At 71.2% G+C, this 20,587-nt stretch carries 16 protein-coding genes; 5 read left to right on the top strand and 11 right to left on the bottom strand.

Annotation, left to right across the window (positions count from 1 at the left end):
* The coding region (locus C3489_RS18295) for an acyl-CoA carboxylase subunit beta (protein WP_308460810.1) at nucleotides 1-884 on the bottom strand (884 nt) is incomplete at its 3' end.
* Nucleotides 885-1,218: 334 nt separating this feature from the next.
* Here C3489_RS18295 and C3489_RS18290 point away from each other — a divergent pair.
* Nucleotides 1,219-1,833, top strand: a complete 615-nt coding sequence (locus tag C3489_RS18290; protein WP_103782927.1) for a YceI family protein — start codon at nucleotides 1,219-1,221, stop codon at nucleotides 1,831-1,833.
* A gap of 142 nt (nucleotides 1,834-1,975) precedes the next feature.
* Here C3489_RS18290 and C3489_RS18285 read toward each other — a convergent pair whose 3' ends face one another.
* Both C3489_RS18285 and C3489_RS18280 read right to left on the bottom strand, forming a co-directional pair.
* Nucleotides 1,976-3,340, bottom strand: a complete 1,365-nt coding sequence (locus C3489_RS18285) for a hypothetical protein (protein ID WP_103782926.1) — start codon at nucleotides 3,338-3,340, stop codon at nucleotides 1,976-1,978.
* A gap of 51 nt (nucleotides 3,341-3,391) precedes the next feature.
* Entirely contained in the window at nucleotides 3,392-6,403 is a 3,012-nt protein-coding gene (locus C3489_RS18280) for a glycoside hydrolase family 3 N-terminal domain-containing protein (protein ID WP_103782925.1), read from the bottom strand.
* Between the two features lie 159 nt (nucleotides 6,404-6,562).
* Here C3489_RS18280 and C3489_RS18275 point away from each other — a divergent pair, with 159 nt between their 5' ends.
* Together C3489_RS18275 and C3489_RS18270 are read left to right on the top strand one after the other, a co-directional pair.
* Nucleotides 6,563-8,419: a lectin gene (locus C3489_RS18275; protein WP_103782924.1), complete on the top strand. Its 1,857-nt coding sequence runs from the start codon at nucleotides 6,563-6,565 to the stop codon at nucleotides 8,417-8,419.
* 428 nt (nucleotides 8,420-8,847) lie between these two features.
* Nucleotides 8,848-9,453, top strand: coding sequence for a GPP34 family phosphoprotein (locus C3489_RS18270; RefSeq protein ID WP_103782923.1), 606 nt, complete (start codon nucleotides 8,848-8,850; stop codon nucleotides 9,451-9,453).
* A 13-nt stretch (nucleotides 9,454-9,466) separates the two neighbouring features.
* Here the strand turns inward: C3489_RS18270 and cimA are convergent, their stop codons facing one another.
* The 5 genes from cimA to ureA form a co-directional block, all read right to left on the bottom strand.
* Nucleotides 9,467-11,077 carry a citramalate synthase gene (cimA, locus tag C3489_RS18265; RefSeq protein ID WP_103782922.1) on the bottom strand — a complete coding sequence of 537 codons (1,611 nt, stop codon included), beginning with the start codon at nucleotides 11,075-11,077 and terminating at the stop codon, nucleotides 9,467-9,469.
* A gap of 356 nt (nucleotides 11,078-11,433) precedes the next feature.
* The gene (locus C3489_RS18255; RefSeq protein WP_103782920.1) at nucleotides 11,434-12,042 is read right to left on the bottom strand and encodes a TetR/AcrR family transcriptional regulator; all 609 of its coding nucleotides are present in this window, start codon (nucleotides 12,040-12,042) and stop codon (nucleotides 11,434-11,436) included.
* A 34-nt stretch (nucleotides 12,043-12,076) separates the two neighbouring features.
* Nucleotides 12,077-13,117 carry an agmatine/peptidylarginine deiminase gene (locus C3489_RS18250; protein ID WP_103782919.1) on the bottom strand — a complete coding sequence of 347 codons (1,041 nt, stop codon included), beginning with the start codon at nucleotides 13,115-13,117 and terminating at the stop codon, nucleotides 12,077-12,079.
* Nucleotides 13,118-13,137: 20 nt separating this feature from the next.
* Nucleotides 13,138-14,850, bottom strand: coding sequence for an urease subunit alpha (locus tag C3489_RS18245; RefSeq protein WP_103782918.1), 1,713 nt, complete (start codon nucleotides 14,848-14,850; stop codon nucleotides 13,138-13,140).
* Nucleotides 14,847-15,551: an urease subunit gamma gene (gene ureA / locus C3489_RS18240; protein ID WP_103782917.1), complete on the bottom strand. Its 705-nt coding sequence runs from the start codon at nucleotides 15,549-15,551 to the stop codon at nucleotides 14,847-14,849. Before ureA ends, C3489_RS18245 begins: the two co-directional genes overlap by 4 nt.
* Before the next feature lie 148 nt (nucleotides 15,552-15,699).
* Here ureA and C3489_RS18235 point away from each other — a divergent pair, with 148 nt between their 5' ends.
* The gene (locus C3489_RS18235; protein ID WP_103782916.1) at nucleotides 15,700-17,142 is read left to right on the top strand and encodes a cytosine permease; all 1,443 of its coding nucleotides are present in this window, start codon (nucleotides 15,700-15,702) and stop codon (nucleotides 17,140-17,142) included.
* 150 nt (nucleotides 17,143-17,292) lie between these two features.
* Here C3489_RS18235 and C3489_RS18230 read toward each other — a convergent pair whose 3' ends face one another.
* The 3 genes from C3489_RS18230 to C3489_RS39400 all read right to left on the bottom strand — a co-directional run bounded on the left by C3489_RS18230 (nucleotide 17,293) and on the right by C3489_RS39400 (nucleotide 19,905).
* Nucleotides 17,293-18,381 carry a branched-chain amino acid aminotransferase gene (locus C3489_RS18230; protein WP_103782915.1) on the bottom strand — a complete coding sequence of 363 codons (1,089 nt, stop codon included), beginning with the start codon at nucleotides 18,379-18,381 and terminating at the stop codon, nucleotides 17,293-17,295.
* Between the two features lie 266 nt (nucleotides 18,382-18,647).
* The gene (locus C3489_RS18225; protein WP_103782914.1) at nucleotides 18,648-19,691 is read right to left on the bottom strand and encodes a 3-isopropylmalate dehydrogenase; all 1,044 of its coding nucleotides are present in this window, start codon (nucleotides 19,689-19,691) and stop codon (nucleotides 18,648-18,650) included.
* Nucleotides 19,692-19,773: 82 nt separating this feature from the next.
* Complete coding sequence (locus C3489_RS39400; RefSeq protein WP_103782913.1) at nucleotides 19,774-19,905, bottom strand: hypothetical protein; 132 nt, start codon at nucleotides 19,903-19,905, stop codon at nucleotides 19,774-19,776.
* Between the two features lie 421 nt (nucleotides 19,906-20,326).
* On the opposite strand from C3489_RS39400, the gene C3489_RS18215 reads away from it, so the two are divergent.
* Nucleotides 20,327-20,533 carry a DUF5988 family protein gene (locus tag C3489_RS18215; protein ID WP_103782912.1) on the top strand — a complete coding sequence of 69 codons (207 nt, stop codon included), beginning with the start codon at nucleotides 20,327-20,329 and terminating at the stop codon, nucleotides 20,531-20,533.
* The last annotated feature ends 54 nt before the right edge of the window (nucleotides 20,534-20,587 follow it).

Below are 20,587 nucleotides of genomic sequence, written 5' to 3'. Positions count from 1 at the left end.
TTGCCATCGGCCGGGACCAGGTCCAGCAGCACCTCGCTGCGGCGGTCCACCGGGTCGGAGGACTCCACCCGCGGCGGGTTCTCCCGGTTGTTCTGCGGCAGCAGGGAGAGGAGGTAGCGGACTTCGGCGAGGCAGGTCTCCTCGTCGTCGTAGGCGAAGTGGCACACGCCGGAGGTCTCGGCGTGCACGTCCGCACCGCCCAGCCCGTTCTGGGTGATCTCCTCGCCGGTGACCGCCTTGACGACGTCCGGGCCGGTGATGAACATCTGCGAGGTCTCACGGACCATGAACACGAAGTCCGTCAGGGCCGGGCTGTAGGCCGCACCGCCCGCGCACGGGCCGAGCATCACCGAGATCTGCGGGATCACCCCCGAGGCCTTGGTGTTGCGCTGGAAGATCCCGCCGTACCCGGCGAGCGCGGAGACGCCCTCCTGGATACGCGCACCGGCGCCGTCGTTGAGGGAGACCAGCGGGGCACCGGCCGCGATGGCCATGTCCATGATCTTGTGGATCTTCGTGGCGTGCGCCTCGCCCAGCGCACCGCCGAAGATCCGGAAGTCGTGGGCGTAGACGAAGACCGTACGGCCCTCCACCGTGCCCCAGCCCGTGATCACACCGTCGGTGTACGGCTTCTTCGCCTCCAGACCGAAACCGGTCGCCCGGTGCCGGCGCAGCTGCTCGACCTCCCGGAAGGACCCCGGGTCCAGGAGCAGCTCGATCCGCTCCCGAGCCGTCAGCTTGCCCTTGGCGTGCTGCGCCGCGGTCGCCTTCTCGCTGGGACCGGCCAACGCCTGGGCACGGATCTCGTGCAGTTCGGCGACCCGCCCGCGCGCGTCCGTCGGCTCGCCGGTGGGCTCACCCGTCGTCTCTTCCAAAACGGTCATGTAGCGACCTTACGAAGACCGCCAAGGAAAGCGAGCCGTCGACTCCGTACAGTCTCCAGCCCGTTTTCCTGGTACCCCTGAACAGAACCTCACGAGCATGCAGCCGTTCCGACTGCTCAGAGGGCTTCCGGCTTGTGGGGGTCGTACAAATCAGGAGGGCGAGAGTCGCCTCACATTCACCGGTCCGCCATGCCATCACCGGAGTGAACGCCGTCCGTCCGGAGCCTAGCGAAAAAACCTCCGCCGAGGATGTTGAACTTTGAACGGAATAGGTCTACCGTCGAAGTCGTTGGCAAAGTTGAACATTCAACATCCCGTCCCCAAGGAGCACACCATGGGCATCTTCGGCCGCAAGAACACCGTCGAGACCGCCACCGCCACCGCCCCCGCCGCGCCCGTCAACCCGGACCTCGCGGCCCTGACCGGCGACTACACGATCGACCCGAGCCACTCCACGATCGGGTTCGTCGCCCGGCACGCCATGGTCACCAACGTCAAGGGCGGCTTCCTCGACTTCTCCGGCTCGCTGCACCTGGACGGCACGGACCCGTCGCAGTCGACGGCCTCCCTCGACGTCAAGATGGACAGCATCGACACGGGCAACGCCGACCGCGACGGTCACCTGAAGTCCGCGGACTTCTTCAAGACCGACGAGTTCCCGACCATGACCTTCCGCTCCACCAAGGCCGAGGCCCTGGGCGGCGACGACTACCGCATCACCGGCGACCTGTCGATCCTCGGCGTCACCAAGCCGCTCACCATCGACCTGGAGTTCAACGGCGCCGCGAAGGACCCGTTCGGCAACGAGCGCGTCGGCTTCGAGGGCAAGGCGGAGATCCTGCGCTCTGAGTGGGGCCTGACCTGGAACGCGGCGCTGGAGACCGGTGGCGTGCTGGTCTCCGACAAGATCAAGCTGGTCTTCGACATCTCGGCGATCCGCAACGCCTGACGCCACACCCCGGCACCGCACGGGCCACCCTTCTTCCGCCTCCGCGCGGAGGAAAAAGGGTGGCCCTTGCCGCGTTCGCACCGACCCCGGTCCGGCCGGCCTCGCCGAGCCGTGCCGGCCCCGAAGTCACCGCTGACCGGCCTCAGAACCCGCCTCCGAAGTCACCGCCACCGCCCCCGAAGTCGCCGCCGCCCCCGTCTCCGAAGCCGCCGCCGAAGTCCCCGGGGTCGAAGTCGGCGCCCGACACGTCGCCGCCCGTGTAGCCGTCGGCGCCGAAGTCGCCGTACCCGGTGCCGTAGTCGGCGCCGTACGACGGGGTGGCCATCATGCTGCCGAGCAGGGTGCCGACGAGCAGGCCGGGCAGCAGCCCGCCGCCGAAGTAGCCGCCCGCCCAGGGTCCGTAGGCCGGACCCGCGTCCCAGTAGGGGCGGCGGCCGTAGTCGGTGTCGACCTCGCGGACCATCGGGTCGTGGCCGTCGGCCAGCCGGGTCCGGTCGGCGGCGCACACCGGGACCTCGCGCGGGGCGCCGCCGGGCGGCATCCAGGTGGCGTCGGCGACCGAGGGGCCGTGGCGCGGGTCGAAGAAGCACGGCGGCCGGCGCTCGGGCAGCGGGCGGCCCTCGCGGCGGGCGGCGAGCTGGGCGAGCGAGAAGCGGCCGTCCTCCAGTGCCTCGGTGACGCCCCGCACATCCTCGGGCCGCCGGGCGGAGCCCATCAGCGACTTCGCCTGCTCGTAGGCGTCCAGGGCCCTTTCGTAGTCCGCGCGCATCGCGTCGTCGGCGCCCGCCCCGGCCGGGTGGAAGTCCAGACGGTCCAGCTCCTCGCCGAAGGCGGTGATGTCCTCGTCGACCACCACGCGCAGCCTCTCCAGAGCGGCCCGCTGCTCCTCCTCGCGGCGGCGCCGGCCGCGCCGGACGACGGCGTACGCCCCCGCGCCGCCGGCGACCACCACGGCGGCCGTGGTGATCAGCGCGGTGGTGGACACCCCGCCGCCGTTGCCGGTGGAGCCCCAGCCGGACGGCGCCGAGCCGCGCATGTTGAGCAGGGCCCGGTCGGTGAAGTCGGTCAGCTGGGCCTTGGCGTCGCGCTCCCCCTGCACGCTGGTGACGAGGTTGCGCACGGCGGTGTTCGGCAGCACGGTGTGGTCGGCGCGGGCGTCGAAGCGGTCACCGAGGCGGACGGCGTACAGGCCGGTGATGCCGGTGGCGGTGCGCAGGTCGACGAAGAGCTTGTCGGTCGGGTGGTTCGCGGGCAGGACGACCACGAAGAGCGGTTTGTCGGCACTCTTGATCCGCTTCGCCAGGGCGTCCGCGTCGGCGGCCGACAGCTGGGCGGAGGCGGCCGGGTCGACGTAGACGGGGCTCTGGCGCAGGGCCCGTCCGATCGTGGACAGGTCGGAGTCCGCGACCGCACCCGGGGCCGGCGCCCACAGCAACACCGAGAGCGCGGCGAGCAGGACGGCCGCCAGCAGGGCCGGGAGGCTTCGGGTCCGTACGACGGCCTTCATACGTCGAACGTACCCGAAACCCCCCAAACCTCCCATCCGCGGTGAGCGGAATCAGGCCGCCCGGTAGGCCGCCGCCAGTTTCTCCACCGCCTGGCCGTAGCGCCCGGTCAGCAGCAGGTGGTCCGCCTCGGCGAAGGGCGCGGCGACCGCGGGGGTGATACGCCCGCCGGTCCGCTGCTGGACGATGAGCCGGGCCTTGCCGACCAGTGCCCGGCCGGCGGCGTCCGCGCCCGCCCGTTCGGCGGCCCGGGCGGCTACGCCCAGAGCCCTGAGCGTGGCCGCGCCGCCCTTCGGCACCTCGGTCAGCGTGGTCAGCCCCCAGCCGTACGGGAACTGCGGGTCGTAGGCGGCGTCGCCCACGTTGATCGGCAGCTGCGCCTCGGAGCGCGGCCAGGTGACCGGCAACTGCCCGGTGAACGGGCGCCTGCCGTACAGCACGTCGGCCACGCCGTCGCCCTCGGTGCCCGGCAGCCAGGAGGCGACCAGGGCGTCGATCTCGCCGAGCCGGTCGCCGATCAGCTGCGGCCGCCCCGAGACGATCAGCACCACGCACTTCATCGCCGCGCACACCCGGTCCACGGCGGCCCTGTCGGCGGCGCTCAGCTGAAGGTCGTGCCCGTTGCCGACGTCGCCGACGCCCTCGGCGTAGGGGGTCTCGCCGACGACGACCACTCCGACGTCGTGGCCGGCCGTCGGCGCGGAGGCGTCCTTGGACCAGGTGATCTCGGCTCCGCTCTTGCGCAGGCCCGCCAGGATGGTCGTGCCGGAGGTGATGTTCCCGGAGGAGCCCTGCCAGGTGATGGTCCAGCCGCCGGTCTGGTTGCCGAGGTCGTCGGCGTTGGAGCCGGCCACGTACACCTTCTGCGACGGCTTGAGGGGCAGCAGGCCGCCGTCGTTCTTCAGCAGCACCTGCGACTTCGCGGCGGCCTCCCGGGCGACCGCGCGGTGGGCCGCGGACCCGATCGCGCCGGCCCCGCCGGTGTCGGCCCACGGGTGCTCGAACAGCCCGAGCCGGAACTTCTCGGTGAGGATGCGCGAGACGGCGTCGTCGATCCGCCGCTCACTGATCCGTCCCGCGCTCACCTCGGCGACGAGCGCGGCGGTGAAGTCCTTGTAGCCGTAGGGCACCATCATCATGTCGACACCGGCGTTCACCGAGGCGCGGACGCGGGCCGGGTAGTCGCCGGGGAGCTGGTCCAGGGCGTTCCAGTCGCTGATGACGAAGCCGTCGAAGCCCATCCGGTCCTTGAGCACCCCGTTGATCATGTCGCCGCGGGCGTGCATCTTCACCGCGCCCCTGCCGTCGCCGACGATGTCGAGGGAGGAGTACGACGGCATGACGGTGCCGATGCCCCGCTCGACGGCGGTCTCGTACGGCGCCAGGTGGATGTCCTCAAGCTCCTGCCGGGTGACCGTGGTGACGCCCTGGTCGATCGTGTACGTGCCCGTGGTGGAGGAGCCGTAGGCCGTACCGCCGTCCCCGACGAAGTGCTTGGCGGTGGCGAGCACCTTGTCACCGCGGCTGAGGTCCCGGCCGTCGGCACGGCCCTGCAGGCCCTGGATCACGGTCTCCATGGACCGCACGAGGGCCGGGTCCTCGCCGAAGGACTCATAGGAGCGCCCCCAGCGTTCGTCCCGGCTCACGCACAGACAGGGTGCGAAGTCCCAGGGCACGCCGGTGGCCCGCACCTCGGCGGCGGTCACCGCCCCGGTTCGCTCGGCCAGGGCGGGGTCACGGGTCGCGCCGATCCCGACGTTGTGCGGCATGATCGTCGCGCCGGCCAGGTTGTTGTGGCCGTGCACGGCGTCGACGCCGTAGACGAGCGGGATCTGGAAGCGGGTGGCCCGGGCCCGCAGCTGGAAGCCGTCGATCATCCGCGCCCATGCCTCGGGCGTGCTGGGCGTGGGCGTGGAGCCGCCGCCGGAGAGCAGCGAGCCGAGGGCGTAGCCGGCGATGTCGCCCGGGGCGCTCATCGCACCCCGCTCGGCCTGGGTCATCTGCCCGGCCTTCTCGGCCAGGGACATACGGGACAGCAGATCGGCGACGCGCCTGCGCACCGGCAACTTCGCGTCGAGGTAGGGCAGTCCGTGCGCGTCGATCACGACCTGCGGGGTCTCGGCGGGCGCCTTGGCACCGGTGACCGCGAGCGTCAGCGGGACGGTCTCGGCGGCTTCGGCGTCCCGGTCCTTGCGGGTGGGCACCTCGACCACCCGTGCCGTGCCCGAGGGGGTACCGGCCGGGAAGGTGAGGGTGCCGGAGACCGGGGCGTAGTCCTGCCCGGCGGTGGCGGTGCCGCCCCGCGTCGCGTACGTGACCGTCACGGGATCGGTGAGGGGCTTCTCGCCGGTCGTGGCGACGGTGACCTTCACGGAGGCGGTGCCGCCCTCCCGGACCGGATACACGGCGGCATCCGTGCTGACGGAGGCGCGCAGCGACTGGTCGGCCGTGCCGTAGAGCTCCACGCCGTCCATGGCGAAGGTGCCCGGGGCGCCGGTGGGCAGGGTGACGGCGTAACCCCACATCTGCGTGAGGCCCAGCACATGATCGATACCGCCGACGGGCTGGTAGTCGGTGCGGTAGGTGAAGTCGGTGAAGGGCAGCTCGATCAGCTTCCAGCCGGTGAAGTCGTCACCGAAGGACGTGGTCCACAGCTCGGAGGCCTCGCCGTGCGCGCCTCCGTCCTTCAGCTCGAAGGCGACCTTCTTGCCGGTGCCGCGCCCTTCCCACCACAGGCGGATGCCCCGATGGGCGGACCAGTCGTGCGGCGGCTCGTTCACCGCGTAGTCGTGGCTGAAACCCCCGTACCCGCTGATGTCATAGGAACCGGCCAGAACCTTCCCTCCCTCCGGGGCGTCGGGCCGGTCGGCCAGGCTCAGCGTGGGCGGGTCGTCGGCGTCCCCGCCCCAGGTGAAGATGCCCTCGGCGGGCTGCTGGGCGAAGGGAACCTCGCCCTCGAAGCGGTCGACGGGGACCGGGGCCGGGCCGTCGGCGGCTCGTGCGGACGCCCAGGGCAGCAGGGCGGCGAGGAGTGCGGTGGAGGCGAGCAGGGCGGTTCTTCGCATGGACCTTCCCTCGGCTCTCGGGAAACCTCACAAGGCTTAGTTCACGCCGTGAGTTAACCCATGTACGCCTCTGTCGTCAAGACTTGACGCCCCCTCACCACCCCTCTTTACTCCTGGCTCGCACGCCTTCATCCCCCACACTCGGAAGGGCGGCGCACCATGAGGAGACCCACCACGGCCCTACGCCTCCTGCTCGCCGGACTGCTCACCGCGGCCGGCGTCACGGCGGCGGCCGCGCCCGCGCAGGCGGCCGGCGAGCCGGTCACACCCTGGCTGACCACCACGGACGACGCCGGCGGCCGGCACGTCGTACGCGGCCTGGAACCACAGACACCCATCACCTTCCAGCCCGGCACCGGCGGCAGCGGCGAGAACATCACCGTCGACGAGAACACCCGCTACCAGACGTTCACCGGCGCCGGCGCGTCCTTCACGGACACGGCGGCCTGGCTGCTGAACAGCAGCGGGGCGCTCTCCGCGGCGACCCGGGACGCGACCATGCGGGCCCTGTTCTCCCCCACGGACGGCATAGGCCTGTCGTTCCTCCGCAACCCGATGGGCGCCTCGGACCTGGCGCGCTACGGCTACACCTACGACGATGTCCCGTCCGGCCAGACGGACCCCACGCTCTCCCGCTTCTCGATCGCCCACGACCAGGCAGACGTCCTCCCCCTGACCAGACAGGCCCTCCAACTCAACCCGTCCCTCACCGTCATGGCCTCACCGTGGACGGCCCCGGCCTGGATGAAGGACAGCGGCCAGCTCAACGGCGGCTGGCTGAAAGCGGAGGACTACGGCGCCTACGCCACCTACTTCGTGAAGTACCTCCAGGCCTACCGCGACCAGGGCGTACCTGTCTCCTACGTCACCGCGCAGAACGAGCCGACCTGCTGCTCGGGCTACCCGTCGATGAGCTGGAACGCCAGCGGCCTGGCGTACTTCACCAAGAACGAACTGCTGCCGAAACTCCAGTCGGCCGGGCTGCCGACGAAGGTCCTCGCCCACGACTGGAACTGGGACACCTACGACGCCTACGCCGCCCAGACGGTCGACGACCCCGCGATCCGCTCCCACCCGAACTTCGGCGGCATCGCCTGGCACGGCTACGGCGGCGACGTGGCCAAGCAGACGACGGTCCACAACCAGTACCCCCAACTGGACGCCTTCGGCACCGAACACTCCGGCGGCACCTGGATCGGCAACCAGCAGCGCGAGGACCTGCTGAACATCATCGACTACACCCGCAACTGGGCGAAGTCGGTGACGAAATGGTCCCTGGCCGTGGACCAGAACATGGGCCCGCACAACGGCGGCTGCGGCACCTGCACGGGCCTGATCACGGTGCACAACGGCGACGCGCGCACCGGCCAGGTGGACTACACGGTCGAGTACTACGACATGGGCCACCTGACGAAGTTCGTCCACCCCGGCGCCCACCGCATCGCATCCACAACGTCCACCGCCGTACCGAACGTGGCGTGGCGCAACCAGGACGGCTCAAAAGCCCTGATCGCGTACAACGACTCCACGTCCCCCCGCACGGTGACGATCAACTGGGCGGGACAGCACGCCACTTACTCCCTTCCCGGCAAGACGTCGGCGACCTTCACCTGGTCCGGGACGCAGTCCGGAGGCGGCAGCTCATTCGTCGGCCTCGCGGGCAAGTGCCTGGACGTGGCCGGGGGTTCGACGGCCAACGGCACGGCGGTCCAGCTGTACGACTGCAACGGCACGGCGGCCCAGCGGTGGACAGTGCCGTCCGACGGCTCGATCCAGGCGCTGGGCAAGTGCCTGGACGTGACGTCCGGTTCGACGGCGGACGGGGCGAAGGTCCAGCTGTACGACTGCAATGGCACGGGCGCCCAGAAGTGGTCGTACAACGCGGCCACGGGTGACATCGTGAACCTGGCCGCGAACAAATGCCTGGACGTCACGGACAACACGTCGGCGAACGGCACCCGAACCCAGATCTGGACCTGCACGGGAGCGGCCAACCAGAAGTGGCACCTCCAGTAACGCACCCAGCACTGCAGCCGGCCGGGGGTGGGTGCGCTCACCGACGCTGGCGGGGTGCCTCCACGACGGCGCGGCACCCGCGTACGGCGGGGAGGGGCCGGGGTGGGGGTGTCCGCCCGCAGCGGCCGGCACCGCCGACCCTCACCGTGTCGGAGACAGTGGGCCGGACCGAGGACGGACACCCCCACCCCGGCCCCGACCCACCCACCGGCCCAAGGCGCTACACCAGCCACGACGCGACAGCGACGGGCCGCCGCAGGCATAAAAGGGGCGCGGGGAACTGCGCGACCAGCCACCACGCACCCGCAAGGGGCCGCCGCAGGCACCCGCGAGCAACCCCCCACGCACCCGCAGACGAAAACCGGCCCGGCGCCGCAGGCACCCGCGAGCACCCCCCACACACCCGCACCCGCGCGCATCCTGGAACCATGACCACCCCACGCGACCTGCTGATCACCGCCCTGGACGTCCCGGCCGGCAGGCCCCTCGCACAGGGTGAGCTCTCGCTCACCCTGGCCGGGGCCGAGCTCATCGACCTGATCGGGCGCGAGCTCGCGCACCTGGAGGACGACCGCATCGTGCCCCGGCTGCAGCCGACCACCGGCGACCGGCTCCTGGACGAGGCAGCCGCGGCCCTGAGCCGCGAGACACCGTACGAGTCCGTCGAGGACTGGCTGTGGCGCCGAGGCAAAGGCCTGGCCGCCGCCTACGCCGCCGACCTGAAGGCACGGAACCCCACCGGCCACCACCCCACCGGCCACCGCCGACTGCGGCACAAGCACACCCCGCCCGACGACCCGGCCCGCACCCACGCCGCCGCCCGCTGGGCCTCCCACGACCCCGTCCTCGCCTCCCTCGCCGCGGCCCTCGACATCCCCGAGGGCGCCACGGACGAGCAGGACCCCACAGAGCTCCCCGACGACACGGTCACCATCGTCGCCGCCATCCGCAACGCCCTCACCGAACTCGCAGCCGTCCGCCAGCGCCGCCGCATAGAGGACGACGCCTTCGCGAACATCTGGCGCGGCGCCTGACCGCCCTCGCCCGCTACTGCGCCGGCTGCACGCCGGCCCGCAGCAGCCCGTACGTGTAAGCGTCCTCCAGCGCCTGCCACGACGCGGCGATGACGTTCTCGGCCACGCCCACCGTGGACCACTCCCCGGCACCGTCGGTCGTGGAGATCAGCACCCGGGTCGTGGACTGCGTACCGTGCACCCCTTCCAGGATGCGGACCTTGTAGTCGACCAGGTCCAGCTTCGCCAGCTGCGGGTAGATCTTCTCCAGCGCCACCCGCAACGCCCGGTCGAGCGCGTTGACCGGACCGTTGCCCTCCGCCGTGGCGACGATCCGCTCACCCTTGGCCCACAGCTTCACCGTGGCCTCGTTGGCGTGGGTGCCGTCGGGCCGGTCCTCGACGATCGCCCGCCAGGACTCGACCTCGAAGTACCGCAGCGGCCTGCCCTGCACCTCGGCCCGCAGCAGCAGCTCGAACGACGCGTCGGCGGCCTCGTACGTGTAGCCCTTGAGCTCGCGCTCCTTGACCCGCTCCACGACCCGCCCGACCAGCTCGCGGTCGCCGCCGAGGTCGATGCCGAGCTCCTTGCCCTTGAGCTCCACCGAGGCACGGCCGGCCATGTCGGACACCAGCATGCGCATGGTGTTGCCGACCCTCTCCGGGTCGATGTGCTGGTACAGGTCCGGGTCGACCTTGATCGCGGAGGCGTGCAGCCCGGCCTTGTGCGCGAAGGCGGAGACACCGACGTACGGCTGGTGCGTGGACGGCGTGAGGTTCACGACCTCGGCGATGGCGTGCGAGATCCGGGTCATCTCCCGCAGCCGCCCCTCGGGCAGCACCTTCTTGCCGTACTTCAGCTCAAGAGCCGCCACCACCGGGAAGAGGTTGGCGTTGCCGACCCGCTCCCCGTACCCGTTCGCCGTGCACTGCACATGCGTCGCGCCGGCGTCGACCGCGGCGAGGGTGTTGGCGACCGCGCACCCGGTGTCGTCCTGCGCGTGGATGCCGAGCCGGGCGCCGGTGTCGGCGAGGACCGTGGCGACGACCGCCTGGACCTGCGCGGGCAGCATGCCGCCGTTGGTGTCGCACAGCACCACCACATCGGCGCCCGCCTCGGAGGCGGCCCGCACCACGGCCTTGGCGTACTCGGGGTTGGCCCGGTAGCCGTCGAAGAAGTGCTCGCAGTCGACGAACACCCGGCGGCCCTGCGAGCGCAGGTAGGCCACCGTGTCGCGGACCATCTCCAGGTTCTCGTCGAGCGTGGTGCGCAGCGCCAGCTCCACATGCCGGTCGTGCGACTTGGCGACCAGCGTGACGACCGGGGCGCCGGACTCCACCAGCGCCCTGACCTGGGGGTCCTCGGCGGCGGTCGTACCGGCGCGGCGGGTGGAGCCGAAGGCGACCAGCTGGGCGTGCTTGAAGTCGATCTCTGCCTGGGCGCGGGCGAAGAACTCGGTGTCGCGCGGGTTGGCGCCGGGCCAGCCGCCCTCGATGAAGCCCACGCCGAAGTCGTCCAGGTGCCGGGCGATCGCGAGCTTGTCGGCGACGGTGAGGTTGATGCCCTCACGCTGGGCGCCGTCCCGCAGGGTGGTGTCGAAGACGTGGAACGAGTCGTCGAGCTCGCTGGTTGCCGTCTCGGTCATGGTCTCAAGGCTCCTGTTGTGGATCTTCGGTCTTACCGGAATGACCGGCTCCACCGTCCCCCCAATGGTCCCTCACGCCTGGCTCCCGGCTGAAGGTGGGCCAGGAAACAGAAAAACCTCTCGCGGGTGCGAGAGGTCTGCGCGCGGGTCGAGGACGACGGTGTCCGCCCGTACCTGGTCGTACGTGGCGGTCACTGCGGACCGGCGCGTCTGCTGCCAATAATCGTGGCGAACGAGAGCACGGGGGCAGTCTGGCACAATCCGCCCGCGTGCTCACCGCCCGTCTCAGGATGCGAGCGCCGCGCTGGTCACCGCGGGCACCACGCACCGCGACCACCGGCTCACCGCGCGCCCGTTCAGGCGTCCGCGAGGAGCGAGTCGTCGAGGAACTCCCGGACGTGGCCAAGGGTCTGCGCCCGGTCGGTACCGCGCAGGCCGATCGCCACATGGATGGAGAAGCCGTCCAGCAGGGCGCGCAGCCGGGCCGCGAAGCGGTCGGGGTCGACGCGGCGGAACTCGCCGTGCGAGATGCCCTCGGCGATCAGCGCGACCAGGTCGCGGTGCCAGGCGCCCTCGATGGCGGCCTGGCGGGCCCGGGCGTCGTCGTCGGCGTTCTGGGAGCGGTTCCACACCTCCAGCCACAGCGTCCAGTGCGGGTCGCGGTGGCCGTCGGGGACGTACAGGTCGACGTAGGCGTCCAGCCGCTCGCGGGCGGTGCCGTCGCCGTTCAGCAGCCGGGCCCGTGCCACGCCGAGCCGGCCCTCGCTCCACTCCAGGGTCTGCAGCAGCAGTTCGTCCTTGGAGCGGAAGTAGTACAGCAGATGGCCGCTGCTCATGCCGACCTCGCGGCCGAGCCCCGCCATGGTGAGCTTCTCCAGACCGCGCTCGGCGATCATGTCCATGGCGGTGGCCAGGACCTCCTCGCGCGGCGGCGCGTTTCTGCGCGCACGGGCCGCACCGGCCATCTGCTGCTCCTGTGTCTCGAAAAGGTGCTGTGGATCAGACCTTCGGCTGCTGCTGGGTGATGCAGTGGATGCCACCGCCACCGGAGAAGATCGTACGGGCGTCCACCAGGGTCACCGTCCGCTCGGGGAACAGCCGGCGGAAGATCCCGGCGGCGATCTCGTCGCGCGGGTCGTCGAAGCCGCACAGCACGACGCCGCCGTTGCAGAGGTAGTGGTTGATGTAGGAGTAGTCGGCCCAGTGGCCGTCGGCCTCCAGGACGGTCGGGGCGGGCACCTCGACGACCTCCAGCTTGCGGCCGCGCGCGTCGGTCGCCGACTTCAGGAGGGAGATGACCTCCTTGGTGACCTCGAAGTCGGGGTGCGCCGGGTCCGGCTGGTGGTGGGCGACCACGACACCGGGGCGGGCGAAGGCGGCGACGATGTCGACGTGGCCGAGGGTGCCGAAGCCGTAGGGCGGGTAGTCGCCGGTGAGGCCGCGCGGCAGCCAGATGGCCTTGGTGGTGCCGAGGTGGGCGTGGATCTCCGCCTCGACCTGCTCCTTGGTCCAGTGCGGGTTGCGCTCGGGGCCGAGCTGCACGGTCTCGGTGAGCAGCACGGTGCCCTCGCCGTCGACGTGGATCGCGCCACCCTCGTTGACCAGCTCGGAGGCGTAGGTCTTGGCGCCGGCCAGGTCGGAGACATAGGCGCCGATCTTGGAGTCGTGCTCCCAGCGGGCCCAGTCCTGGGCGCCCCAGCCGTTGAACGTCCAGTCCACGGCGGCCAGTTCGCCACGGCCGTTGGTGAGGAAGGTGGGGCCGATGTCGCGCATCCAGGCGTCGTCGAGCTCGCGCTCGACGATCTCGATGTCGGCACCGAGCAGGGCGGCGGCCTCGGCGGACTGGCCGGGGCCGCAGACCACGGTGACCGGCTCGAAGCGGCGGATGGCGCGGGCGACGGAGGCCCAGGCGACCCGGGACGCGGCGAGGTCCTCGGGGTCGTCGAAGGTCGGGTTGGGGCTCGGCCAGGCCATCCAGGTGCGCTCGTGCGGGGTCCACTCGGCGGGCATGGAGAAGCCGTCGGCGACAGGGGTGCTCATAGGGCGGGTCCTTAGCGGAATCAGAGGAAGTAGAGGCGGTTGAGGGAGACGGAGTCGGCGGGCTCCGAGCTGAGCGGCTCGCCGTCGAGGGTGACCAGGCCGGTGCGCTGGTCCACGTCGACCTGTCCGGTACGGGAGTTCAGGCGCAGGTCGGCCGGGCCGATGCCGCGCGTGCCGCGCACGGCGACCCGGCGGCGCCGGGTGGGCATCGTGTCGTGGCCCTGGTCGACGGCGGCCTGCGCGACGAACGCGACGGAGATGTCGGCCGCGGTGGCGCCGAACGCACCGAACTGCGGTCCCAGCACGAGCGGTTCGCAGGTGTCGGTGGCCGCGTTGGGGTCGCCGACCACGCCGTACGCCGGGAATCCGGACTTGAGGACGAGCTGCGGCTTGGCGCCGAAGTACTCCGGCCGCCACAGCACGATGTCGGCGAGCTTGCCGACCTCCAGGGAGCCGACCTCGTGGGCGAGGCCGTGCGCGATGGCCGGGTTGATGGTCAGCTTGGCCATGTAGCGCAGCACGCGCTCGTTGTCGTGGTCGGTGTCGGGACCGCCCAGCTCGGCCTTCATCTTGCCGGCCATGGCGAAGGTGCGGCGCACGGTCTCGCCGGCCCGGCCCATGCCCTGGGCGTCGGAGGAGGTGATGCCGATCGCGCCCAGGTCGTGCAGCACGTCCTCGGCGCCCATCGTCCCGGCGCGGATGCGGTCGCGGGCCATGGCGGCGTCGCCGGGCAGGTCGGGCTTGAGGTCGTGGACGGAGACGATCATGCCGTAGTGTTCGGCGACGGCGTCCCGCCCGAAGGGCAGCGTCGGATTGGTCGAGGAGCCGATGACGTTCGGCACACCGGCCATCTTCAGCACGTTGGGGACGTGTCCGCCGCCGCAGCCCTCGATGTGGAAGGCGTGGATGGTGCGGCCCTCCAGCACCCGGAGGGTGTCCTCCACCGACAGGCACTCGTTGAGGCCGTCGCTGTGCAGGGCGACCTGGACGTCGTGCTCCTCGGCGACCCGCAGCGCGGTGTCCAGCGCGCGGGTGTGGGCGCCCATGTCCTCGTGCACCTTGAACCCGGACGCGCCGCCCTCGGCCAGCGCCTCCACCAAAGGCGCCGCGTGCGAGGACGAACCCCGCCCCAGGAAGCCGATGTTGACGGGCCAGGCGTCGAAGGCGTTGAAGGCGTGCCGCAGCGCCCACGGCGAGTTGACGCCGACGCCCCAGACGGGGCCGAACTCCTGCCCGATGATGGTGGTCACGCCGGAGGCGAGCGAGGCCTCCATGATGCGCGGCGACAGCAGGTGGACGTGGGTGTCGACGGCGCCGGCGGTGGCGATCAGCCCTTCGCCGGACACGATGGACGTCCCCGTGCCGACGACGACGTCGACGCCGTCGAGGGTGTCGGGGTTGCCGGCCCGGCCGATGCCGCAGATGCGGCCCTCGCGGATGCCGATGGACACCTTGCGGATGCCCTGCACGGCGTCGATCACGACGACGTTGCTGATCACGACGTCGCAGGTATCGCGGACGGCGGCGGCCTTCAGGTGCAGTCCGTCGCGGGCGGTCTTGCCGAAGCCGGCCAGGAACTCGTCGCCGTACTTCTGCGCGTCGGACTCGACCTTGATGGTCAGCCCGCTGTCGCCGAGACGGACGCGGTCGCCGGCGCGCGGGCCGTGGGTGGCCGCGTACTCCTGCGGCGTGAGCCGGCGGGCTTCGGCGGGGTGGCCTCCGGGGCGGCTCATCGCTCTGCCTCCTTGTCGGTGGTGTCCGGTACGCCGAGGTAGCCGCAGGCGGCGGCCCGGCGCAGGGCCTCGTCCTTCGCGCCCGGCGCGTCCAGCGGTCCGTCGACCAGGCCGGCGAAGCCGATGGCGATCCGCTCGCCGCCGATCGGCACCAGACCGACCTCGTGCGTCTCGCCCGGCCCGAAGCGCATCGAGGAGCCGGCCGGGACGGCGAGCCGCATGCCGTAGGACCGCTCGCGGTCGAAGTCCAGGCGCGGGTTGGCCTCGAAGAAGTGGAAGTGCGAGGTGACCGACACCGGCACGGTCGCGGTGTTGGTGACCGTCACATGGACCACCGGTTCGGGGTCGGAGTGCATCGGGCCCGGGAGCAGCGCACCCGGCCCCTCCTCCCCGAGCCCTGCGCCGATGGGGTCGGAGACGACGGCGAGGCGGGAGCCGTCGTCGAAGACGGCCTCGACCATGACCTCGGTGACGACGTCGGCGACGCCCGGCAGGACGTCGTCCGGGCCGAGCACCGAGCGGGCCGCCTCGATGGCCTCGGCGAGCCGCTTGCCGTCCCTGGCGGCCTCGCAGACGGTGTCCGCGATCAGCGCGGTCGCCTCCGGGACGTTCAGCCGCAGCCCGCGGGCCCGGCGGGCACGGGCCAGCTCGGCCGCTCCGAAGAGCAGCAGCCGGTCACGTTCCGTGGGGGTCAGTCTCACCTCGCGGCACCTCCTTGCCTTCCTCGCTTTAGAGCACCACTCTAAACACGAGATTCACGCAACGGAAATATTGACGGACCAGCTTTGCGCACGTCACATTGAACGTCGCTCTAAACCCTCACAGGTGGCCGTCGAAGGAGACCCAGCCATGCAGATAGAACAGCGCGGAGTCGACACGATCCCCGACGAGGAACGCACCAGCGGGCCGCGCGACCTCGTCTCGATCCTCCTCGGCTCCAACCTCTGCCTGGGCGTCATCGTCTTCGGCTGGCTCCCGCCCTCCTTCGGACTGGACTTCTGGTCCTCGATCACCTCGATCCTCGCGGGCACCGTCGTCGGTACGGCCCTCACCGCGCCGCTGGCGCTGATCTCGCTGCGCACCGCGACCAACCTGTCCACCTCCTCCGGCGCCCAGTTCGGCGTGCGCGGCCGGCTGATCGGCTCGATCGTCGGCCTGCTGCTCGCCCTCGGCTACACGGCGCTGACCGTGTGGGTCGGCGGCGACGTCTCGGTGAGCGTGCTCGGCCGCATGGTCGGCCTGCCGGCCGACGGGCTGTCGTACGGCGTGATCTACGCGCTGCTGGCCGCCGCGACCGTCGCGGGCGCGGTGTACGGCTACAAGGTGCTGCTGACCATGTCGCGCGTGCTGGCCATCGGCATGACGGCCCTGCTGGCGCTGGGCATCTTCGCCTACGCCCCGCACTTCACCACCGCCGCGCTGCCCGAGGCCGGCGGCTATCTGCTGGGCGGGTACTGGCCGACCTGGCTGCTGGCGGCGGTGGCCGCGGGCCTGTCCGGACCGATCGCCTTCATCACCCTGCTCGGCGACTACACCCGCTACATCTCCCCCGCCCGGCACACCCCGAGCCGCATCCTGCACGCCACCTGGCTCGGCCTGATCCTGGGCCTGCTGGTGCCGCAACTGTTCGGCACCTTCACCGCCTACGGCGCCCGCGCCGCCCTGGACTACGCCGGACCGCTGGTCGACGCCTCCCCCACCTGGTACCTGATCCCGCTGCTGCTCGCCGCCTCCGCCGGCTCGGTCGGCAACGCCGGTCTGATGCTGTACTCGATGGGCCTGGACCTGGACGCGATCCTGCCCCGCGCCTCCCGTGCCCGCGCCACCTACACCGTCGCCATCGTCGCCACGGCCTGCGTCTTCGTCGGCCACTTCCTGTGGGACGCGCAGTCGGCGATGACGTCCTTCGTCCTCCTGCTCACCGCGATCGGCACCCCCTGGGCGGTCATCACCCTCATCGGCTTCGCCCGCTGTCGTGGCCGCTACGACGCCGACGCGCTCCAGGTCTTCAACCGCCGCTCGCAGGGCGGGATCTACTGGTTCCGGGCCGGCTGGAACGTCCAGGCCGCCGTGTCCTGGGCGATCGGCGCCTTCACCGGCCTGCTCGCGGTGTCCCTGCCCGAGTACCAGGGCCCGCTGCTGAAGTTCACCGGCGGTGTGGACTGCAGCTTCCTGCTGTCGGGCCTGGTCGGCGGCGTCGTCTACCTGGCGCTGACCGCGCGGGGCGCGGGCGTCCCCGCGCTGCCGACCGACCCGGCGGAACCCGCCGAGGCGGTGACCGTCGCCCCCTGAGGGCACCCCACAGACCCCCGGGCCGGCCGTGGACGGACGGCCGGCCCGGGCCTTCTCCCCAGGAGCGCCCGGACTGTGCACCCGGACGCCCCGCACACGAAAGGGCCGCCCCGGACTCGACATCCGGGCGGCCCTTTGCATGCGGGGGGATCAGCCGAGCTTGTGCATCCAGCCGTGCTTGTCCTCGGTGATGCCGCGCTGGAGGCCGAGCAGGGCCTCGCGCAGCCGGAGGGTGACCGGGCCGGGGGTGCCGTCGCCGTGGCTCCAGGCGTCCGACTTGGTCTTGACGTGGCCGATCGGCGTGACGACCGCGGCGGTGCCGCAGGCGAAGACCTCGGTGAGGGCACCGGAGGCGGCGTCCTCACGCCACTGCTGGAGCGTGACCACACCCTCCTCGGCGGTGTAGCCGAGGTCGCGGGCGACCTGGAGCAGCGAGTCGCGGGTGATGCCCTCAAGGATGGAGCCGGTCAGCGCCGGGGTGACGATCCGGTCGCCGTAGACGAAGGCGACGTTCATGCTGCCGGACTCCTCGACCTTGGTGCGGGTCACCGCGTCGAGGTAGACGACCTGGTCGCAGCCGTTGGCGGCGGCCTCGGCCTGCGGCAGCAGGGAGGCGGCGTAGTTGCCGCCGGTCTTGGCGTCGCCGGTGCCGCCCGGGACGGCGCGGACGTGGTCCTCGGAGACCCAGATGGTCACCGGCTTCACACCACCCGCGAAGTAGGCGCCCGAGGGGGAGGCGATCAGCATGAACAGGTACTCGTTGGCCGGGTGCACACCGAGCCCGGTCTCCGAGGCGAACATGAACGGCCGCAGGTAGAGCGACTCCTCACCGCCGTGCGGCGGAACCCAGTCGGCGTCCTGCGAGAGCAGCGCGTCCAGAGCGGCGATGAACAGCTCCTCGGGCAGCTCGGCCATCGCCATGCGGCGGGCGGAGTTGCGGAAGCGGCGCGCGTTGGCCTCCGGACGGAAGACCGCGACCGAGCCGTCGGGCTGGCGGTACGCCTTCAGCCCCTCGAAGATCTCCTGCCCGTAGTGGAGCACGTGGCAGGAGGGGTCGAGGGAGATCGGACCGTACGGGACGAGCTGCGCGTCGTGCCAGCCGCGGCCCTCCGTCCACTTGATCGTCACCATGTGATCGGTGAAGTGCCGGCCGAACCCGGGGCTGGCGAGGATCGCCTCGCGCTCCGCGGCGGGCAGCGGGTGGGCGGAGGGCTTGAGCTCGATCGTGGGCGTCGTCATGAGTGGTTGTCCTTCACCGGTTGTCGTGACGGGCCGCGTTCCTCATCACCTCGCAATAGCCGGTTTCCGGCCAGTGCTAGGACGTCCGAGCTTCCCCTCATATCGCGGCTCCGCGTCCGATTATCGCGCGGGGGCTGCGGCTGAAGGAATCCGGGTGGGGCGGGCCCAGGGGGTCGATGGTTCCACCCGGGGCCGCACAGGGAAAGCCGCCGGGTGCTGGAATGCGACCCGGCGGCTTGGAAGTGTTCTTCGCTCAGCGCACCGGATCAGCCGGCTACGCGTACGGCGAGGGCGTCGCCGATCTCCGACGTGGAGCGGGCGGGCTTGCCCACGCGCTCGGCGAGGTCGGTGGCGACCGCGTCCTCGATCCGGTCGGCCTCACCGTCGTAGCCGAGGTGGCGCAGCAGCAGGGCGACGGACAGGACCGTGGCGGTGGGGTCGGCCTTGCCCTGGCCGGCGATGTCCGGGGCCGAGCCGTGCACCGGCTCGAACATGGACGGGAACTCGCGGCTCGGGTTGATGTTGCCGGAGGCCGCGACGCCGATGCCGCCGGAGACGGCCGCGGCGAGGTCGGTGATGATGTCGCCGAAGAGGTTGTCGGTGACGATGACGTCGAACCGCTCGGGCTGGGTCACCAGGTAGATGGTGGCGGCGTCGACGTGGATGTACTCGGTGGTGACCTCGGGGTACTCGGCGGCCACCTTGTTGAAGATGTTCGTCCACAGATGACCGGCGAAGGTCAGCACGTTGTTCTTGTGGACGAGCGTGAGCTTCTTGCGCGGCCGCGCCTGAGCACGCGCGAAGGCGTCCCGCACGACCCGCTCGACGCCGAAGGCCGTGTTCACGGAGACCTCGGTGGCGACCTCGTGCTCGGTGCCCTTGCGGATGGTGCCGCCGTTGCCGGTGTACGGGCCCTCGGTGCCCTCGCGCACGACCACGAAGTCGATCTGCGGCTCACCGGCGAGCGGGGTGGCGACACCCGGGAGCAGCTTGCTCGGCCGCAGGTTGACGTGGTGGTCGAAGGCGAAGCGCAGCTTCAGCAGGAACCCGCGCTCCAGCACGCCGGACGGCACGCTCGGGTCACCGATGGCGCCGAGCAGGATGGCGTCGTGCCCCTTGAGCTGCTCCAGGTCGTCGTCGGTGAGGGTCTCACCGGTGGCGTGGTAGCGGCGGGCGCCGAAGTCGTACTCCTTGGTCTCCAGCTTCACATCCTGCGGGAGGACGGCGGAGAGGACCTTCAGGCCTTCGGCCACGACTTCCTGCCCGATGCCGTCACCGGGGATCACTGCGAGATCGATGCTGCGAGACATGCGGGCACCCTACTCCTCGTCCCATGGAATGACACGGACCGTCCGCCATCCGGACAAGGAGCGGGCGTGCCTGCGGGGTCGTTCAGTGACCGGTGGCGCCGCCGTTGTCACGGCGGTCGAGCGCGCGCTGGAGGGCGGCGGCGGCGTTCTTGCGGTCGGACTCGCTCGTACGGGAGACGTGGCGGACTCGGCGGCGGACGGTCGTCTCGGCCATGAGGGATCGACTCCTTCGGGCAAAGGCAGAGGGGTTACGAGACGCCGGAGGCTGGCGGGGAGCGACTTGGCCGCAGGGGTTGCCTGCCTCGGGCCCGGCTCACGTCCGCCCATCGCTTGGTCTAGCGAGACGTTCGGCTCCTACAAAGCTAGGACAGGACGGCGCATCTGTCTCCACAATTACTCGGACTTCCTACTATCTGAGACGGCGAACTACGTCACACTGAGCTGACCTGGCTTTTCTTAGGCAGACGAGGCTGCTCACAGCTGGGCAGACAGGGCTGCAGCCAACCCAGGGGCGCGGGGAACTGCGCGATCAGCCACGACGCAGCCGCAGACAGACGACGACCCGCGCTCACCCGGACGACTGATCCTCGTCAACGTCCGGGACAACCCCGCACACCCCCGGGAACCGTGTCGACATGAGCAACGCGGCCAAAGCAGTTCTGGAAGGCGGCCCCGACGACCTGCCGGAGCGGATCGTCCCGATCACTCCGCCCGGGACGGAGCTGAAGATCCCCCACCGGGGCGGATACGAGCACTTCCGCTCGACCACCCGCCACCAGGACACCGAGCAGGGACAGCTCCCGGTGTACGAGTGGTGGGAGCGCACCGAGATCGCCGAGTAGCCGAGAAGAGAACGCCGAACGGGCCGGGTCCCGTGCGGAAGACCCGGCCCGTTC

The sequence above is a fragment of the Streptomyces sp. Ru71 genome (assembly GCF_002920535.1).
GTDB lineage: Bacteria > Actinomycetota > Actinomycetes > Streptomycetales > Streptomycetaceae > Streptomyces.
Note: the sequence above shows the minus strand (reverse complement) of the source record. Positions and strands in the feature narration are given on the sequence as shown.

Excerpts from the sequence above, each read along its gene's own strand:
- C3489_RS18290 (WP_103782927.1), top strand. The coding sequence starts at position 1,219 with ATGGGCATCTTCGGCCGCAAGAACACCGTCGAGACCGCCACCGCCACC.
- C3489_RS18285 (WP_103782926.1), bottom strand. The coding sequence starts at position 3,340 with ATGAAGGCCGTCGTACGGACCCGAAGCCTCCCGGCCCTGCTGGCGGCC.
- C3489_RS18280 (WP_103782925.1), bottom strand. The coding sequence starts at position 6,403 with ATGCGAAGAACCGCCCTGCTCGCCTCCACCGCACTCCTCGCCGCCCTG.
- C3489_RS18275 (WP_103782924.1), top strand. The coding sequence starts at position 6,563 with ATGAGGAGACCCACCACGGCCCTACGCCTCCTGCTCGCCGGACTGCTC.
- C3489_RS18270 (WP_103782923.1), top strand. The coding sequence starts at position 8,848 with ATGACCACCCCACGCGACCTGCTGATCACCGCCCTGGACGTCCCGGCC.
- cimA (WP_103782922.1), bottom strand. The coding sequence starts at position 11,077 with ATGACCGAGACGGCAACCAGCGAGCTCGACGACTCGTTCCACGTCTTC.
- C3489_RS18255 (WP_103782920.1), bottom strand. The coding sequence starts at position 12,042 with ATGGCCGGTGCGGCCCGTGCGCGCAGAAACGCGCCGCCGCGCGAGGAG.
- C3489_RS18250 (WP_103782919.1), bottom strand. The coding sequence starts at position 13,117 with ATGAGCACCCCTGTCGCCGACGGCTTCTCCATGCCCGCCGAGTGGACC.
- C3489_RS18245 (WP_103782918.1), bottom strand. The coding sequence starts at position 14,850 with ATGAGCCGCCCCGGAGGCCACCCCGCCGAAGCCCGCCGGCTCACGCCG.
- C3489_RS18235 (WP_103782916.1), top strand. The coding sequence starts at position 15,700 with ATGCAGATAGAACAGCGCGGAGTCGACACGATCCCCGACGAGGAACGC.
- C3489_RS18230 (WP_103782915.1), bottom strand. The coding sequence starts at position 18,381 with ATGACGACGCCCACGATCGAGCTCAAGCCCTCCGCCCACCCGCTGCCC.
- C3489_RS18225 (WP_103782914.1), bottom strand. The coding sequence starts at position 19,691 with ATGTCTCGCAGCATCGATCTCGCAGTGATCCCCGGTGACGGCATCGGG.
- C3489_RS39400 (WP_103782913.1), bottom strand. The coding sequence starts at position 19,905 with ATGGCCGAGACGACCGTCCGCCGCCGAGTCCGCCACGTCTCCCGTACG.
- C3489_RS18215 (WP_103782912.1), top strand. The coding sequence starts at position 20,327 with ATGAGCAACGCGGCCAAAGCAGTTCTGGAAGGCGGCCCCGACGACCTG.